Annotated in this window: 12 protein-coding genes; 5 read left to right on the top strand and 7 right to left on the bottom strand. The window is 65.8% G+C overall.

The features are described from left to right. Positions 1–231: 231 nt before the first annotated feature. Positions 232–2613 (bottom strand): S9 family peptidase, encoded by a 2382-nt coding sequence (locus ACTIIH_RS10500; protein ID WP_441451686.1) that lies wholly within the window; start codon positions 2611–2613, stop codon positions 232–234. Positions 2614–2884: 271 nt separating this feature from the next. On the opposite strand from ACTIIH_RS10500, the gene ACTIIH_RS10495 reads away from it, so the two are divergent. From ACTIIH_RS10495 to ACTIIH_RS10485, 3 genes are read left to right on the top strand one after another with little or no spacing between them, the layout of a single operon-like run. Continuing rightward, positions 2885–3922: a Bug family tripartite tricarboxylate transporter substrate binding protein gene (locus tag ACTIIH_RS10495; protein WP_441451685.1), complete on the top strand. Its 1038-nt coding sequence runs from the start codon at positions 2885–2887 to the stop codon at positions 3920–3922. After that, on the top strand, positions 3919–4584 hold the full coding sequence (locus ACTIIH_RS10490) for a tripartite tricarboxylate transporter TctB family protein (RefSeq protein ID WP_441451684.1): 666 nt from the start codon (positions 3919–3921) through the stop codon (positions 4582–4584). The genes ACTIIH_RS10495 and ACTIIH_RS10490 overlap by 4 nt, the downstream gene beginning before the upstream one ends. Before the next feature lies 1 nt (position 4585). After that, positions 4586–6133 carry a tripartite tricarboxylate transporter permease gene (locus ACTIIH_RS10485; RefSeq protein WP_441451683.1) on the top strand — a complete coding sequence of 516 codons (1548 nt, stop codon included), beginning with the start codon at positions 4586–4588 and terminating at the stop codon, positions 6131–6133. A 251-nt stretch (positions 6134–6384) separates the two neighbouring features. On the opposite strand, the gene ACTIIH_RS10480 is transcribed toward ACTIIH_RS10485, so the two are convergent. The 4 genes from ACTIIH_RS10480 to ACTIIH_RS10465 form a co-directional block, all read right to left on the bottom strand. After that, positions 6385–7929 carry an MFS transporter gene (locus tag ACTIIH_RS10480; RefSeq protein WP_441451682.1) on the bottom strand — a complete coding sequence of 515 codons (1545 nt, stop codon included), beginning with the start codon at positions 7927–7929 and terminating at the stop codon, positions 6385–6387. 53 nt (positions 7930–7982) lie between these two features. Next, the gene (locus ACTIIH_RS10475; protein WP_441451681.1) at positions 7983–11291 is read right to left on the bottom strand and encodes a carboxyl transferase domain-containing protein; all 3309 of its coding nucleotides are present in this window, start codon (positions 11289–11291) and stop codon (positions 7983–7985) included. Further along, the gene (locus ACTIIH_RS10470; protein ID WP_441451680.1) at positions 11288–13063 is read right to left on the bottom strand and encodes an AMP-binding protein; all 1776 of its coding nucleotides are present in this window, start codon (positions 13061–13063) and stop codon (positions 11288–11290) included. Before ACTIIH_RS10470 ends, ACTIIH_RS10475 begins: the two co-directional genes overlap by 4 nt. Before the next feature lie 135 nt (positions 13064–13198). Next, positions 13199–13855, bottom strand: a complete 657-nt coding sequence (locus ACTIIH_RS10465; RefSeq protein WP_441451679.1) for a TetR/AcrR family transcriptional regulator — start codon at positions 13853–13855, stop codon at positions 13199–13201. Positions 13856–14017: 162 nt separating this feature from the next. Here ACTIIH_RS10465 and ACTIIH_RS10460 point away from each other — a divergent pair, with 162 nt between their 5' ends. Continuing rightward, positions 14018–14539 carry a TetR/AcrR family transcriptional regulator gene (locus ACTIIH_RS10460; RefSeq protein WP_173156752.1) on the top strand — a complete coding sequence of 174 codons (522 nt, stop codon included), beginning with the start codon at positions 14018–14020 and terminating at the stop codon, positions 14537–14539. Positions 14540–14706: 167 nt separating this feature from the next. On the opposite strand, the gene ACTIIH_RS10455 is transcribed toward ACTIIH_RS10460, so the two are convergent. Then, positions 14707–16527 (bottom strand): flavin-containing monooxygenase, encoded by a 1821-nt coding sequence (locus ACTIIH_RS10455; protein WP_441451678.1) that lies wholly within the window; start codon positions 16525–16527, stop codon positions 14707–14709. Positions 16528–16683: 156 nt separating this feature from the next. On the opposite strand from ACTIIH_RS10455, the gene ACTIIH_RS10450 reads away from it, so the two are divergent. Then, positions 16684–17844: a GAF domain-containing protein gene (locus tag ACTIIH_RS10450; protein ID WP_441451677.1), complete on the top strand. Its 1161-nt coding sequence runs from the start codon at positions 16684–16686 to the stop codon at positions 17842–17844. Positions 17845–17847: 3 nt separating this feature from the next. Here the strand turns inward: ACTIIH_RS10450 and ACTIIH_RS10445 are convergent, their stop codons facing one another. Continuing rightward, positions 17848–17976 carry a hypothetical protein gene (locus tag ACTIIH_RS10445; RefSeq protein WP_441451676.1) on the bottom strand — a complete coding sequence of 43 codons (129 nt, stop codon included), beginning with the start codon at positions 17974–17976 and terminating at the stop codon, positions 17848–17850. Between the last annotated feature and the right edge of the window lie 76 nt (positions 17977–18052).

The raw sequence follows: 18052 nt of genomic DNA, 5'->3' as shown, positions 1-18052 counted from the left end.
GGATCCGTCACGAATTCTGCATTCGACACCGCCGCTCCTCGCACGCAAGAACAGTGACGGCAATGCAGATGAATGATGCGCCGCGGTCACTCAGACCGTTCTGAGTTCATGACGCGCATCACGTCGAATGTGATGATATCCACTCTATGGCCCGGCACTGACACCGGGTGCCGAATCCGGGTTTTGGAGACAATCGTCCCAGTATCGTTATCTGCGGCGACAGTCGTCCCTTCAGGCCTGTGTTTCGACGTCCGTTCGTCCCAGCACGTCGAGGATCCAGGCGTATTCGAAGGCGATCTCCCTCCAGGCGTCATACCGCCCGGAGGCTCCTCCGTGACCGGCGACCATTTCGGTCTTGAGCAGAGCGTTCGCACCGACCTCGCGGAGTCGGGCGACCCATTTCGCGGGTTCGACGTAGAGGACTCGGGTGTCGTTGAGCGAGGTCACGGCCAAGATCTGCGGGTAGGCCGCCTCGGTGACGTTCTCGTAGGGAGAGTACGAGCGCATGTACTCGTAGACCTGCGGATCATGCAGCGGGTCGCCCCATTCCTCCCATTCGATGACGGTCAGGGGCAGCTCGGGCATGAGGATCGAGGTGAGCGCATCGACGAAGGGCACGTCGGCGCTGATTCCGGCGAAGAGCTCGGGCGCCATATTCGCAATCGCGCCCATGAGCAGGCCGCCGGCCGATCCGCCGCTGGCCACGAGCCGATCCGGACTCGTCCACCCGGTGTCGATGAGGTGGCGGGCGACGTCGATGAAGTCGGTGAACGTGTTCTTCTTCGCCGTGGTCTTGCCCTGGTCGTACCAGTGTCGGCCCATTTCGCCGCCGCCGCGCACGTGCGCGATGGCGAAGACGACGCCGCGGTCGAGCAGCGACAGCCGCGATACCGAGAAGTACGGGTCCATGCTCGCCTCGTACGAACCGTATCCGTAGAGGAGCAGCGGTTTCGCCGAGGCGGCGCTGCCGTTCGCCTCTTCCGCGCCGACTCCGTCCGCTGGGTCCTCCGGCGAGGCGGGATTGCTGGGTTCGTCGTGTTCGCCGTGTCCGTCGGACCGGTGCAGGTCCTTGCGGAAGACCACCGAGATCGGGATGTCGGTGCCGTCGCCGGCATTCGCCCACAGGAGGGTTTCGGTGTAGGCGTCGAGGTCGACGGATCCGAGAACGGGCTGACGCTTGAGGACCGTGTCAGTTCCGTCTGCGACGCTGTGCGAATAGAGCACCGCGGGCGTCGACATGGAGGTGAAATGCAGTCGGACGCTCGTCTGTGCGAATTCGGGATTGCCGCCCAGTGACAGGGTTCCGGTCTCCCGGTCGAAGGGCAGCTCCTGCAGCGGCCCGAAGGGAGAGGAGGCATCGCCGAGGCGGATGATGCCGACGCGGGCGAAGCCGCCGCGACGGTAGCTGAGCACGATGAAGTCGGCGAAGGCGTCGACATCTTCGATGCGCAGGTCATCGACCCGCAGTTCGCCGTCGTGCGTCTCGCCGCTGCGCAGTTCGCCATGGCGCAGTTCTCCTATGCTGCCTGCGGCTTCGGTGACGATGACCTCGCGACCGGGCGCGGTCGGATCCGCGGCGGGGACGTCGACAAGCTCGAAATCGGCGCGATTGCGGTTGTGGGTGATGAGGAATCGGTCCTCACCGCCGATGACGGCGTGCTCGACGGTGTATTCGACGCCGTCGACACGGGGCCAGATCTCCTGCGGTTCGGCTCCGAGGTCGTCGACGCTGACGCCCCAGTACCCGGTGGTCGTCTTCGACCCGGTGACGACGAACATCATCCGGCCCGAACGTGAGAATCCCGATCCGACGAAGAAGCGCTCATCGGGTTCGTCGAAGATGCACACGTCGTCGCTGCTGTCGGTGCCGACCACGTGGCGCCACACCTTCTCCGGCCGCCAGGCGTCGTCGACAGTGGTGTAGAAGACGAAGCGACCGCTCGGGCCGAGGGAGGCTCCGGCGAAGGTGCCCTCGATCGTGTCGGCGAGGTCGTCTCCTGTGGCCAGGTCGCGGAGTCGGAGGGTGTAGCGTTCGTCGCCGGTGGTGTCGACACCGTAGAGGAGTCTGCTGCCGTCGTCCGAGAGCGAGAAGGAGCCGAGGGAGAAGAACTCCTGACCGGCGGCGGCGATGTTCGAGTCGAAGACGACTTCTTCGCCGGGCAGAGGTTCTTCGCCGACCTCGGGCGGCGTCCAGTCATCGGGCCCAGAGATGGGGATCCGGACGCTGATGCCGTAGTCGAGCCCGGCCTTCGTGCGGGAGAAGTACCAATAGTTCCCGCGCCGGTTGGGCACGGACATATCGGTCTCTCTGATGCGCGTCTTGATCTCGGTGAAGATCGAATCCCGGAGCCGTTCGAGGTGAGCCGTCTGTGCGCTCGTCCAGTCGTTCTCTGCTTCGAGGTGGGCGATGACTTCGGGCGACTCCTTCTGGCGCATCCACTCGTAGTCGTCGATGAAGGTATGGCCGTGATGGGTGCGTTCGAAGGAAACTTTCTTCGCCACCGGTGCGGAAGCGGGGGTGGTCGCTGTCGAGGCCCCGGTCTCGGACTTGGTCCCGACCTTGGACGGGGTCTGTGCTGAAGGAACGGTGGCAGGAGAATCGGCATCGGTCATGGTCCCACCCTAGTCACTCCGCCCGCCCACCTCGTCTGCGGTCAGTCGGCCGAGGCGTTTCCCCGATCTTCGCGGTTATGCCTCGGGGAGTGACCACGAACCGACGGCCCGCGACGACCAGGCGACGCCGCGCAGCGATGACCCGCCGTGAGCAGAATGCACTCAACGCGCTCAATGAGCAGAACGCGCAGAGCGAGCACAAGCTCGCAGTGGACACTCAGCAAGCTCTAAGGTGAGTCTCGAATCACACTCGCCTTCAAAGGAGAAGACCGTGCCACAGGCGCCACCTCCCGAGGATTCGACGGTCGAATCCTCCCATCCCTCGCGACGAACCTTCGGACGCATCGCCTACGGGGCGATCGCCTTGGCGGCGATCGGAACGGCGACGACCTACTCGGTCAGGGCCGCCTCGGCGAAGGGCGACCTGTCGTCGAATCTCACCCTCATCGCTCCGGCCGGCGCCGGCGGCGGCTGGGACGGCTTTGCCCGCGAGACCCAGCAGGCCATGCGCGTCGACCGGCTGGCCAACAACGCCCAGGTCGTCAACATCCCCGGAGCCGGCGGCACGATCGGCCTCGGCAAGTTCTCGACGATGCATGGTCGGGCGGACACGATCCTGGCCACGGGCACCGCCATGGTCGGCGGGATCGCACTGAACAAGTCGCCGGTCGGATTCGACAACACCACCCTGATGGCCCGCGTGGCCGAGGATTACGACGTCCTCATCGCCGCCGCCGATTCCCCGCACAACACGATCGACGATGTCATCGGCGCGTGGAAGAAGGACCCGAAGGGGCTCGTGTGGACGGGCGGTTCGGCGGGTTCGGTCGACCATCTCACGATCGCGCAGCTCGCGCTCCTCGGCGGGATCGCCGCGTCCGACATCACCTATATCCCGAAGTCCGGCGGCGGCGAAGCGATCCAGACGCTGCTCTCGGGGACCACCGATTTCGCTTCCTGCGGCTTCAACGAGGTCTCCGACCAGATCGAAGCCGGACGCGTCAAGGCCATCGGCGTGGCCGCCCCGAAGCGGGTCGAGGGCTTCGACGAGGTTCCGACGATGTCCGAACAGGGCTATGAGGTCACGCTGACGAACTGGCGCGGCTGGCTCGGCGCGCCGGACATCACCGGCGAGGAATCCGGCCAGCTGCTCGACATCCTCCGGAAGACCCGCGACAGCGCGGCCTGGAAGGACGCCCTCGAACGGAACAAGTGGACCGACGTGTGGCTGACCGGCGACGAGTTCGCCGAGTTCATCAAGGAGGACTCGTCACGGGTGGAGAAGCTGCTGAAGGAGTTGGGGCTGTGAACGCACAGACGACGAAACGCACGGGCCACCTCGGCGCGGGAACCTGGTGGCAGGGAAGGTCGGGACTCATCGTTCCCCTCATCATGGGAGCGTTCTCGACCTATCTGCTGGTCGGCATCCTCACGATGGACGTGCCTGCGGATGCGGACAAACCGGGTCCGCAGTTCTTCCCGACGATCATCATGCTCGTCGGCTACGCGCTGACGGTCCTGCTGGTCATTGCCTATATCCGCAATCCCGAAACCGTCGATGTCGACGATGCGGTACCGGCCCAGGTCGAAGAGGACAAGGCGTTCTCGACTCCGGTCACCTCGGCGGTCGCGGCCTCTCGGCTCTCCCCTCATGAGGAGGACGAACCCGAGGACGACCGCGCAGCTCTGGCCGCCGCCCGCAAGGCCGATTCGACGCACCGCACTCACAGTGACTTCGTGTCCCTGGCCTGGGGCGCCGGCGGTTTCGCGGCGTTCGCCCTCATCCTCGAATTCGCCGGGTGGATCATCGCCGCAGCGCTGCTGTTCTGGTGTGTGGCCCGGTCGATGGGATCGAAGAAGCCGCTGTTCGACCTCACTCTGGCACTGACGTTCTCGTCCCTGGTCTACATCGCCTTCGCGGTGATGCTGGGACTCAACCTTCCTTCGGGAATTCTGGGAGGTGGCTTCTGATATGGACGCTCTCATGTCCCTCTTCGAAGGCTTCGCACACGCTCTGACCCCGATGAACCTGCTGTGGGTGTTCGTCGGCTGCTTCCTCGGCACCGCAGTCGGCGTGCTGCCGGGCCTCGGGTCGTCGATGGCGGTGGCTCTGCTGCTGCCGATGACCTTCGCGCTCGACCCCACAGGTGCGTTCATCATGTTCGCCGGCGTCTACTTCGGTGGGCTCTTCGGCGACTCGACGATGGCCATCCTCATGAACACCCCGGGGCAGGCCTCTGCGATCGCCTCGACGTTCGAAGGTCACAAGATGGCCAAATCCGGGCGGGCCCCGCAGGCTCTGGCCACCGCTGCGATCGGCGCATTCATCGGCGGGTTCATCTCCTGCTTCCTCGTCGTCTTCCTCGCTCCCGCGCTAGCGGATCTGTCGACGAGCTTCGGCCCGGCCGAGTTCTTCGCCCTTGCCCTGTTCGCCTTCGTCGCCACCTCCTCGGTGGTCGCCGATTCGGTGCTCAAGGGGCTCACGGCTCTGGTGCTGGGCATCGGCTTCACCGTCATCGGCATCGACTCGGTTTCAGGTACTGAACGGTTCACTCTCGGTGTCCCCGAACTCTTCGACGGAGTTTCGCTGGTCACGGTGACGGTCGGTGTGCTGGCGCTGGGCGAAGTGTTCTTCATCGCCTCCCGGATCCGCCGCCAGGCCACGGACAACACGGTCAGCTCCTCGGGCCGCCCGTTCCTCTCCCGCAAGGAGGTCGGCGAAGCACTGCCGGCATGGCTGCGCGGTACGGCGATCGGTCTGCCTTTCGGTGTCATCCCCGTCGGCGGTGCCGATGTTCCGACGTTCATGGCCTACGGCCTGGAGCGCAAGCTCGATTCCCGGCGGAAGGATCCGCAGTTCGGAAAGGGCGCGATCCGTGGTCTTGCCGCCCCCGAGGCGGCCGGATCGGCGACGACGGGCATCGCGATGGGTGCGCTGCTGGCTCTGGGTCTGCCGATCTCGGCGACGGCGGCGATCATGCTCGCGGCGTTCCGCCAGTACGGCATCCAGCCTGGTCCGCTGCTCTTCGACCGCTCCCCCGAGCTCGTCTGGGGTCTGCTGGCGAGCTTCTTCGTCGCGATGGTAGTCCTGCTCATCATCAACCTGCCGTTCGCTCCGCTGTGGGCGAAGCTGCTGAAGATCCCGGACCCGTACCTCTACGGCGGCATCGCGGTCTTCTGCGGCCTGGGCATCTACGCGACGTCCGCCTCGACGTTCGAGCTGCTCATCCTGCTGGGCATCGGCGTGCTGAGCTTCGTGCTCAAGCGCTACGGTGTGCCGCTGGCTCCGCTGATGATCGGCATGGTGCTCGGGCCCCTGGCCGAGTCGAACCTGCGTGATGCCCTGCTGGCGGCCGGCGGAGATGCGTCGACTTTGGTGTCCTCGCCGATCACGATCGTCATCTACGTCGTGCTCATCGCCGCTCTGGTCTACACCGGCATCGGCCGAGTGCTGGCCCGCAAACGGCAGAAGCAGGCGACGCAGGATTCGCTCGCTCCGGCGAACTCGTCGCAGGGCTGACCCCGCGGCCGCGGCGTAGGCCGCCGTGATTGCTGGGTACGGTTCCGGCGGCGGCAATCACCAGCGACTGGGGAGATGGTCCCGGCTCAGCGCCGAGGAACGTCTCCCCAGTCCTGTGTCGTAAACGGCGCCGAACATAGGTCAGCACCGGATACTCTCTACCCCCAAGAAGTATCCGGTGCTGACCTATTTTCGTGGGGAGTCCACTGCACGGCGTCCACCGCCCAGCGCCCACTGCCCGTTAAGCGGGCTCAGCGGTCGGAATCAGATCGGGAGGCTGGTCTCGGCAGGAGTCGCCCGGCGCCTTTGAGGCCGAAGCTCGTGAGCACAGCGGCGACGAGGACGAGGACCATGGCCGCACCGGCGGCCCACTGCACGCCGAAGTCGAAGGCCGACACCGCCGCCTCGGTGATCCGCTCACCGGCTGCGGAACTCAGTCCGGACGCGTATTCGAGGGCGGAGCCGAGTGTATCGAACTCGGCTTTGTCTGCTGTGTCCCCGATCGCGGACTGCAGCGCGGATCCGTACATGAAGGTCGAGAGCCCGCCGAGCACGGTCGTGCCCATGACGGATCCGAATTCGTAGGCGGTCTCCGATATCGCCGAGGCGGCTCCGGCCTTGTGAGCGGGAACCGCGGCGAGGATGAGGTCGTTCGTGATGACCTCGGCGGTGCCGAGTCCGATGCCGAGGATAAGGAAGGCCAGCAGCATTCCCGCCACGGAGTGTTCGGAGGTGAAGGCGATGATGCCCATGCCGATGGCGTTGAGCGCGAGCGCACAGGGCACGACGACGCGCGGTTCGAAGCGGGCGATGAGCGGCACCGCGAGGTAGCCGGCCGCGACCGAGGTGATCAGTCCCGGGATGAGCACGAGGGCAGCGTCGATCGGAGAGAGTCCGAGCACGAGCTGGAGCAGCTGGGTGCCGAAGTAGAGGAACCCGGCCAGGCCCATGACGCTCAGCAGGTTCGACACCACCGCCGAGGTGAACACCCAGTTCGCGAACAGACGGACGTCGAGCATCGGGTTCGGTGTGGCGAGCTGGCGGAGGACGAAGCTGGCGCCGGCGACGATCGCCACGGACAGGGTGAACCAGAAGAGGAGGTCGGCACCAGACGCCATGCTGTGTTTGATGGCGAAGACGAGCGGGGCCAGGGCGAGCATCGACAGGATGATGGAGAGCGAGTCGAAGCGGCCGGGGTTCGGATCGCGCGATTCGGGCAGCAGGATGGCGGCCGCGGGGATGAAGAGCGCGATGAGCGGCAGGTTGATGAAGAAGACCGAGCTCCAGTGGAAGTGCTCGAGCAGAAAGCCGCCGACGATCGGACCCAGAGCGGCACCGCCGGAGAACATCGCGGCCCAGGTGGCGATCGCGATGCGGCGGTCCTTGTCGTGGTCGAAGATGTTGCGGATGAGTGACAGCGTCGAGGGCATGAGGGTGGCGCCGAAGATGCCCAGCAGTGCGCGGGCGAGGATGAGCATCTCGGCCGAGGTGGAGAACGCCGCGAGAAGTGAGGCCGCACCGAATCCGGCGGACCCGATGATGAGCAGTTTGCGGCGCCCGACTCGATCGCCGAGGCTGCCCATAGCCACCAGCAGACCGGCGAGCATGAGCGCGTAGATGTCGACGATCCACAGCAGCTGCGTGCCGGTCGGATGCAGGCCGGTGCTGATCACGGGGATCGCGAAGCCGAGCACCGTGTTGTCGATCGAGATCAGCAGCACGGGGATCATGAGCACCGCAAGGCCGGCCCATTCGCGCCGACCGGCTCGCAGCTGTGGAGTCAGTGTCGTCGTCATGCCCACCACTGTACCGTCTGGACGGTACAGTTTAAAAGCGGGAAGTGGAATGCTCAGCGATGGGTCAGGGTACGTACCCACTCTCGCGTCACAGCCGGGTCGATGACGTCGTCGATGTCGAAGATCATCGCCGCACTCATCGCCTTGCCCTGCTCGTATTCGGCCGCGATGAGCTCCTCTTCGCGTGCGGCTCGTTCGTCCTCGTCCGCGATGGCCGCGAGCTCCTTCGCGTAGCCCAGACGCACCGAGCCTTCGAGCCCCATCGGACCGATCTCGCCGCTCGGCCAGGCGATCGTGAATGCGGTGGAGTCGAATCCGCCAGTCGCCATGGCCATCGCTCCCAGGCCGTAGCCTTTGCGGATGATCACGGCCCCTACCGGCACGCTCAGCGCTGCGCCGGCGACGAAGAGGTCGCCGAAGGCTCGCACTCCGGGTTCGCGCTCCGCTTCGGGACCGACCATGAAGCCGGGGGTGTCGATGAGCGAGAGCACCGGGATCCCGTGATCCTCAGCCAGCCGCAGATGCTGGGTGAAAGAGCGTGCAGCATCGACATCGATAGCCCCGCCGAGGTGGTGGTTGTCGTTGGCGATGACGGCGAAGGCCACGCCGTCGACGCGGATGAAACCGGTGACGGCGCCGGGCGCGAACCGCTCGCGCAGTTCCGTGAACGTCCCCTCGTCGGCGATCGCCGCGATGACGTCGCGGATGGCGAAGGTTCGCAGTCTGTCGGCCGGGACGATGGTCCGGACGCGCTCGGCCCGGTCGTCGTCGGTCGCCCTCTTACCCGTCGGCTCGGGAACCGCACTCCTGGCGGTCAGCGTCGTCCCGGACAGGATGCTGAGCACTTCTTTGGCGTGATCGACGGCGTCGGCCTCGTCTGCGGCGACGATGTCGATGACTCCGTTGGCCGTGTGCACCGGGACCGGGCCGATGTCCTCGGGCCGGTACTTTCCGAGGCCCCCGCTTTCGATCATGGCCGGACCGCCCATGCCGATGTTCGCCTCAGGCGTGGCGAGGATGACATCGCAGACTCCCGCCAGAGCAGCGTTGCCGGCGAAGCTGCGGCCGGACACGACGGCGATGAGCGGCAGCTTCCCCCGCAGTCTGGCCAAGGAGGCGAACGTCGGCACCTGGAGACCTGAGGTCGGTCCTCGGTCGGTGTCTCCGGGCCGGCCTCCCCCGCCTTCGGCGAAGAGGATGATCGGCACCTGTTTGGTCTCAGCGAGCTGGATGAGCCGGTCGGTCTTGGCGTGGTTGCGGGTGCCCTGCGTTCCGGCGAGCACCGAGTAGTCGTAGCTGATGACGACGACGTCATGGCCGTCGACCCGGGCAGGTCCGCCGATGAGTCCGTCGCCCGAAGTCTTCGCGATGAGGTCCTCGAGGCTGCGCCTACGGGTCTGGGCGGCGATCGCCAACGGCCCGTATTCGACGAAGCTGCCCGCGTCGACGAGGTCGGCGATGTTCTCGCGTGCCGTGCGGCGTCCGCGTGCGCGGATCTTCGCCACCGCGGATTCGCGTGCCTCATCGCTGATGGCGGCATGTCGCGCCTGGACTTCGGCGACTCCCGGGTGCGGTTCGACGGTGTCGGCCACCTCGGCTCCGGCGTCTTCGGATCCGCTGAGCACGGCGATCGGCTGACCGGCCGTGACTTGGTCTCCTTGCTCGACGATGTGTCTGATTCCTGTGGAGGCTGGTCCGGCGACGGGATGGTGCATCTTCATCGCCTCGATGACCACGTACTCGCGCGGATCCTCACCGACGGACACGACGGCTCCCGATACGGTGGCACGTAACAGCGACTCCCCCGGTTCGAGGTTGCCCTCGTCCACGGTCGCTCGGCTATCAGCTGCCAGGTTGCCGCTCTGTCCACCGCCACCGCCGATAGTGTCGTCGGCACGAGCACGGTCGACGCGGATCTCTTCTGCTCGGCGGGCGATCTCACCCGCGTGGTCGTCGAATGACGCGGTCGTCGCTGCACCCGGTTCGAGGATCTCGATGATGGCCTCCAGCAGCGTCGCGTTGGTCTGCACTCCATTCACTGTGGTCTCGGCAAGTGCCTGTGATGCAGCGGCCACTGCCGCCTCGAGGCTCGGGGCACCGACGGTGATCTTGCCGAGCAGCGGGTCGAAGGATCCCGTGATCTCGATACCGGCGGCCACCCAGGTGTCGATGCGCACACCTGGTCCTGTCGGCCAGGTGAGTGCGTCGATCCGACCGGTGCTCGGGGCGGGTTCGCCGGAGTCGAGCATCGTTTCGGCCGAGACGCGCAGTTCCAACGCCGTACCGGCAGGCGACACGACACTCCCAGGTGGAGCCGTGCCGCCAGTCGCCGCGGTGCCGATACCCTCGGGCACTCGACCGGCAGCGACGTCGAGCTGAGCGGCCACGAGGTCGAGGCCGGCGACCGCCTCGGTGACGGTGTGTTCGACCTGGATCCGCGGATTGACCTCGAGGAGGTGGTAGTCATCCTGTGTGACGAGGAATTCGACCGTCGCCAGTGACGAATACCCCACCGATTCGGTCAGTCGGGCGGCATCGGCATGCAGGCGAACGCGCATCTCGTCCGATAGACCGGGCGCGGGGGCGATTTCGATGAGCTTCTGCCGGCGGCGCTGGATCGAGCAGTCGCGATCACCGAGGACCGCGATGCCCTCGGCGGTGCCGATGACCTGGACTTCGATGTGCCGGGATCCGGTCACGAGCACCTCGGCGAAGATGCGGTCATCACCGAATCCCGCGGCCGCCTCGGCTGAGCACGCCCGCAGTGCCGGCCCGAGCTCAGCCTGATCGGTGATGATGCGGATCCCGCGTCCGCCGCCTCCGGCCAGGGCCTTGACGGCGATGCCGGCGGGATTGGCGGTCAGCAACGTGCGCGCGCTCTCGAGCGCGGCAGCGGAGGCGGTCTCATCGGCGAGGTCGAGCAGCTCGGTCGCAGGCGGAGTCGGGATGCCGAGCTCGCCCGCGCGCAGCCGTGTCGCACGTTTGTCACCAAAGAGCTCAAGCGCTTGGGGATTGGGACCGATCCAGGTCAGCCCCGCCTCGGCGCAGGCCCGTGCGAGCCGTGATGACTCGGAGAGGAACCCGTACCCGGGGTGGACGAACGTCGCCTGCGCGGACGTCGCCGCCGCGATGATCGCTTCAGGTTCGAGATAGGCCGAAGCGCCCGCGCCGGGCAGAGTAACGACCTCGTCGGCGAGGCGCAGGTGCAGCCCCGCGGCAACGCCGAGGCCCTCCTCGCTCTGCGATCTCACCGCGATGGTCCGCAGCCCGCGGGCCTTGGCCGTGCGGATGATCCGGCAGGCGATCTCACCACGATTGGCGATGAGGACCGCAGGAGACTCCGGGAGGGAACGCGCGCTCACTGATCGCCCTCCAACAGCTCCTCGAGGAGGACCGTCTTGCGGATCTTTCCGGTCGCGGTCATCGGCATGCCGTCGACGATGACGAACTCGGGGACTTTGTACACGGCCATGTTCTCGTTCGCCCAGGCGGTCAGGGAGTCTCTATCGACGTCGGCGCCTTCGGCGGTCGTGATGAAGGCCACCGGGACCTGTCCGCGGTCGACGTCATCGCGTGGGGCGACGGCGACCGTGTCGATGCCGGGATGGGCGCGCAGCAGGGATTCCACCTCGGCGGGGAAGACGCTCATGCCGTTGACCTTGATCATCTCCTTGGTGCGGGCGAGATAGGTCAGCGCTCCCTGATCATCGAAGCGGCCGGTGTCACCAGTGCGCAGCCACCCGTCGATGAGGGTGTCCGCGGTGGCTTTCGCGTTCTTCCAATAACCGGTGGTCACTGAGGGCGAGCGCACGAGGATCTCACCGATCTCGCCGACGGGAACCGGGTTGAGATCGATGTCGACGATAACGATGTCGGTGCCGGGCACCGGGAAGCCGCAATAGACGGGTTCGGCTTGGAGGTCTCGATCGCCGTCCTGCAGGCCGAGGGTAAACGAGTCAGAGGTGTGCGTTTCGGTCATTCCGTACGAGGCTTCGCGCAGAATGGTGCCGGTCGCCTCTCGCCACTGGCTTCGCAGTTCGGTGTCGAGTTTGCGCACGAAGGACACGGCTTGGCAGATCTCGAGGGAGGACAGGTCGGTGTCGACGAATTCGTCGGTCTTGAGCAGGTCGATGAGTTCGACGTATCCGTCGGCCGGGGACACGATCTGGGTGACGCCGCGGTCGGCGATGGTGCGCAGAGCGGCCTGCGGGTGCCACCTGGCCATGATGGCGACTTCCCCGCCCGAGTAGATCGGCAGCAGGAGGCCGAAGTTCTCACCGGCGACCCAGAACATCGGGAGGAATCCCAGGCACACGGCGCGGTCGCGGCCCGGGGCGGTGGCGAGTCCGGCCATCGCGGAGACCGCTGTGTACGCGAGATGGCCAAGGGTGTGTTCGCAGCCCTTCGGCAGGCCGGTCGTCCCACCGGTGTAATTGAGGGAGGCGAGCCGGTCGGGATCGGCGGGGACCGATTCCACCGGCGCCGAGGCGAGCACGCGCTCCCAGTCCCCCGCTTCCTCGGGCGCGGGGACCGGATAAGGCAGGTCCTCCGACGAGGTGACCGCTGGGTCGGCATTGTCGTCGGACGCGGCTTTCGACGTCGGTGCAGCGAAGACCGCGGCCGGATCGGTCCAGGTGACATCGACGGTGTCGTCGATCTGCGAGAGGGCAGCCTCGATGAGACTGCGCGACTGGGGATGAGCGATGAGGTGGGAGGCGCCGGAGTCGGCGAGCTGATGCCGCAGCTCCTCGGTGCGGTACATCGGATTGACGGGGACGTAGACCGCCCCAAGCCACGCGATCGCCAGAAACGCCTGCACGAACTGCGGGCAGTTGCCCATGAAGACGCCGACCCGAGAGCCCTTGCGGACTCCGCGACCGGCCAGCCACCCGGCGATCGAGGCGACATCACGTTCGAGCTGCGCCCACGACGAGGTCCACCCGTAGTAGCTCATAGCGGTGGAATCGGGGCGGGTCGCTGCCCAGTGGGAGAGAGTCTCGGCGAGTCCTGGCCCGGCTACGGGGTCAGGTGCCTGGTGCGGAACTTCCCTCGGCCAGAGTGTTCGCAGGCTCGCGAGCTCTGCGGCGGCATCGTCCCATGAGGCAGGTGCGGAGTCTGTGGCAGTACCGGACATGAATGCTCCTTCTCAGCGGTCTGCGATGACCACCGACTGATTGACAACTGTGTCAATCACAGTTCTATTCGACTTGAGCCTCTTGTGCAAGTGGTGAAAACGGTCGCAGCGGACCGCTCGGGCACGAGCGATCTGTCACTGGTCAGTGAGAACGTCGAGCGACCGATGGAACCCGATGATGGCGAAGTAGACGCGGGTGGCTTGCTCGACGTAGAAGTTCAAGCTCTCCGGAGCCTTGCGGATTTGCGTGGCGGCGTCGACGATCACCGTGTCCATGAGTCGTGCAGCATACTCTTCATCCACCAAGGGAGCAGCCAGTCCCGCCTCGCGCACCTCAGTGATCTGGCGCAGAATCCGCCGTCGCGGCCTGCCGACGATGACAGCGTGGAGCTCGGCCACCTGCACATCGGTCGCCGCCCGCCTCTCGATGACGGCGAGGAGTTCGAGGCTGTCGACGTAGATATCGATGAATGCTTCGATCGAAGCCCGTGCCACCAGCACCGGATCATCGGCGAGCGGCTTCTGGTAGTGGTGCGCTTCGAGGATTTCGTCTTTGAGCACTGTGGCTACGGCGAGAAACACTTCGGCCTTCGTCGCGAAGTAGACGTAGAAGGTGGGGCGCGAGACCTCCGCCGCCGAGGTGATGTCACCGATGGTCGCGGAGTCGAATCCCTTGACCGAGAATACGCTCCGGGCACCGGCGATGAGGGCGTCCTTCGTCTCCGACTCGAGCTCGCGCCGGACGTCTCGGGCGCGCGTCCACTCCAAATCGCGAATCGGCTGCTGGCCCATCAACGCTCTCCTCGACGATTGGACTCGTGACACCCTGAGGGGAGCACCGCACCGATGGCCCCGTGTCCGAGCATTGCGTTCATCCTATCGGTGAGTCACACCTCGCAAGCGAGTCGCGTCCTATCGGCCGGTCACCCAGCGACGTCGACTAGGCTCGACGTCATGGCACGCAATCCGACCGCAACCAAGGAGAAGCTGCTCGACGCTTTCGATACGCTCCTCGACGAACACGGCACAGCCGGAGCAACATTGGACGCAGTGGCCGCGAAGGCCGGAGTCTCCAAGGGCGGCCTGCTCTATCATTTCGGGTCGAAGGCCGAGCTCATCAAAGGCAGCCTGGAGCGGCTCGATCATCTGGTCGACGACGACATCGAAGAGATGAAGGCCGCCGGCGAGCGCCTCCACTACTACTACCTCGAGACCTCGGCCGAGGTCGGCACTCCCCTGGACCGCAGCCTCATCGCCGCCGGCTGTCTCGCACTCGAGAACGAGGACGCCAAGGCAGCTCTGCGCAGAACCCGAGAAGCCTGGTTCAACGTGCTCAACGACCACCTCGGCGATGCTGATCTGGCGATGACGATCCAGCTCATCGGCGACGGCATGTACTTCAATCAGAACTTCGGGCTCTCACAGGACGAGGCCCTCGATCACGTGAAGCGAGTGCTCACGCGCCTGGGGCTCTAAGCCACCTGTGCGCCTCGGCCTCTAGCGCACGTTCTCCTGCCTTCTGCGAACCTCCCCGGCAGTCGCACCAGGTGGGCGCAATGGTCACGTCCCGAGCAAAAGAACGTGACCATTGCGCCCACCTATCAGCAGCCACCCGGCCGCTCAGGTTCGGTTTCACACCGAGCTCAGCTCAGGTGGTGCACCTCCTGCAGCCCGTACACCGGAGTCTCGATACCTTCGTGCCGGGCCTTGAGCTGCAGAGCCAGATACAGCGAGTAGTGCCTGGCCTGGTGGAGGTTGCCGCCCATGAACCACAGGTTCTCCTGCTGGGTGGGCTTCCACATATTGCGCTGCTCGCCCTCCCACGGGCCCGGGTCCTTCGTCGTCTCCGACCCCAGCCCCCAGCATTTGCCGACCTTGTCCGCGGTCTCCTGGTCGACCAGGTCGGCGACCCAGCCGTTCATCGAACCGTAGCCGGTGGCATAGACGACGAGGTCGGCCGGCAGCTCGGTGCCGTCCGCCAACACAACCGAGTCAGAAGTCAGGTGGTCAATCTGCCCTTTGGCCAGCTTCACTTTGCCGTCGGCGACGAGCTCGGCGGCTCCGACGTCGATGTAGTAGCCCGAGCCGCGGCGCAGGTACTTGAGGAACAAGCCGGACTCATCGTCGCCGAAATCGAGGTCGAACCCGGCATCTTCCATGCGCTGGTAGAAGTCCTTATCTGCTTCCTTGATCTGGTCGTAGAGCGGGATCTGGAACTCGTGCATGATCCGATACGGCAGCGACGCGAAGATGAGATCCGCCTTCTCCGTCGTCACCCCGCTCTCCAGAGCGCGTTCGGAGTACAGGTCCCCCATCGCGATCTCCACGAGCGAGTCGCTCTTGACGATGTGCGTGCTCGAGCGCTGCACCATGGTGACGTCGGCGCCGCTCTCGTACAGGGCTCCGCAGATGTCGAAGGCCGAGTTGTTGCTGCCGATGACGACGACCTTCTTACCTGCATAGGCATCGGGTCCCGGATGCTGCGAGGAGTGCTGCTGCTCACCTTCGAAGATGTCCGACCCCGGGAAAGTGGGGATTCTCGGCTTGCCCGACATGCCCGTGGCCATCACCAGATGGGTCGGGCGCAGAGTGACTTTCTCTCCGTTCCGGTCGACTTCGACCGTCCACCGGCCTTCTGCTTCGTCATAGGTCGCCGAGGCGGCGGTCGTCGATGACCAGTACGGAATCTCCATCACCTTCGTGTAGAACTCCAACCAGTCCGCGATCTTGTCCTTCGGTGCGAACACCGGCCAGTTGTCGGGGAACTTCAGGTACGGCAGGTGGTCGTACCAGACCGGGTCGTGCAGGCACAGCGACTTGTACCGCGACCGCCACTGATCACCCGGCCGCTCCCACCGGTCGATGACCAGGGACGGCACCCCGAGTTGGCGGAGGCGAGCGCCGAGGGCGATCCCGCCCTGTCCGCCACCGACGACGAGGATGTACGGATCGGCGGTCTTACCCCAGGCGGCGTCCTCCTCGGCGAGTTTCTCCGACCAGCTCTTCCGCTCGGGATCGACGCCGTGTTCGGCACCCTTGACCCGGCGGGTGCCGCGCGGCTCCTCGTGTCCGGTGATCTCCTGCAGCGTGGTGAGCACGGTCCAGGCCTTGATGCCGTCTTCGTCGATGAGGCGGACGAGTCCTTTGCCGCGCCCCACCGAGGTGGTGAAGGTGAACCACGCTTCCGTCACTCCGTCGGCGGTTGCCGCCGGTTCGGCCAGTACGAATTCCTCCGGCGAGACACGATCGAGGTTGTGGGTGAGCAGGTCGGTGACCCCATCGGGGTTCTCCACGGTTTTGAGATTCCAGGTGAAGGACACAAGGTCCCTCCAATAGCTGTCGGTGGCGAACAGTCCGGCGGCGGCCGGAATGTTCCTGCGGCTGAGCGCCGATTCGAAATCCTGCAGCCATCTCATCGCGATATCGTCGGCAGTCAGCTGGGGACGGTCGAGCGTCGTTGTCATGTCACTCCTCCTCATTGAGTTCAGTGACTCCAAACTAGGCCGGGCGTTCACGGCTCGGAAGAGTTGCATCGGATTGCATGGACCAGGCTGTGCCGGGATTCTCACCACAGCTTCGACCCCATGGTCAGGGATGCGTTCCCGTCTTATACTCAAGGCATGCTTCAGCCGGATCTGGCGCATCTCGCCAGAGATCTGACACGCATTCACGATGCCGTGATCACCGGGGTCTCTCCCCCGGTGCAGCCGCGCGCGCTGGTCAGGCGTTCGTGGGATCGGATGTTGCGCTTGGGGCTGGACCCGGATGGTGCGAATGCGCGGATCGTCGCCGATGAGGTCGAGCTGGAGACTCGGCGCCGGAAGTCCCAGTTGCGACTGGTAGTCGATGAGATGCGCTCAGTGCTGTTGCGGGCTCCCGATGCCGCGCCGTTCATCCTCGTCGTCACGGATGCCGATGGAGTCATTCTGTGGAGAGATGGTGCGGCATCGGCCAGACGGCAAGCCGATGAGCTCGGATTCGTCGAAGGAGCGCATTGGTCCGAAGCCAAGGTCGGCACGAACGCCATCGGCACGGCGCTGGCCGAGGAGGCACCCGTCCAGCTCTTCTCCGCCGAGCACTTCGAAGCCTCGCAGCATCCCTGGTACTGCAGCGCCGTGCCCGTGCACGACCCGCATGACGGGACCCTCTTGGGCGTCGTCGATATCAGCGGTCCGGCGCTGACGCTTCACCCGGCCGTGCAGTCCTTGGTGACGACGGCGGTGCGGCTGGCGGAGGCGAGGCTGATGATCGCGCAGCAGGAAGCACTCAACACTCTGCGCGATCGGATGTCGGCGATGCTCGCCGGCACCTCCGGTCCGGCCCTCGTCGTCGACGATGCCGGATGGGTGGCGTACCAGCAGGGAGTACGCAGCCGCGACCGCATCGAGGTGCCCGCCGCCGACCGTTCGATCCTCATCCCCGGTGCCGGTCTGTGCCTGCCGGAGAAGATCACCGGCGGCTGGCTGCTGCGGCCCACCGGCGACCGTCGCGCCTCGGTGACTCTGCGGATGAGACAGGACCCGCCCGTGCTCGATATCCATTCCGGCACCGAGCCCCTGGTCGTTCCGCTCACGCCGCGGCGGGCACAGATTCTGGCGGCGGTCACCTCGGCGGGGGCTGCGGGGATCAGCGCTCCCGACCTCAGCCAACGTCTCTACGGGGACGGCGACCATGTGGTCACCGTCCGCGCTGAGGTCTCGCGTCTGCGCCGATCGGTCGGGGCCCTGCTCGCCACCCGTCCCTATCGGTGGGCCGAAGGAGTCGACGCGCGGGTGGAGTGAGGGTCAATTGCCGTGGGGGACGACAACCGCTCGACCGGAGAGCTCACCGGCCTGCAGCTTCCGATAGGCTTCCAGTCCGTCGTCGAGGCTGTAGCGTTCGATTTCCGGAATGATCTGACCTGCCCGGTACATGTCGGCGACCTCATGGAGGTCTTGAGGCTACCCTCGAATAGTGGACACCCAAGTTAGCGGGATTCGCAGTCCTGCT

The sequence above is a fragment of the Brevibacterium sp. genome (assembly GCF_052105255.1).
GTDB classification, from domain to species: Bacteria; Actinomycetota; Actinomycetes; order Actinomycetales; family Brevibacteriaceae; genus Brevibacterium; species Brevibacterium linens_B.
This window is presented reverse-complemented; position numbering and strand designations above follow the sequence as displayed.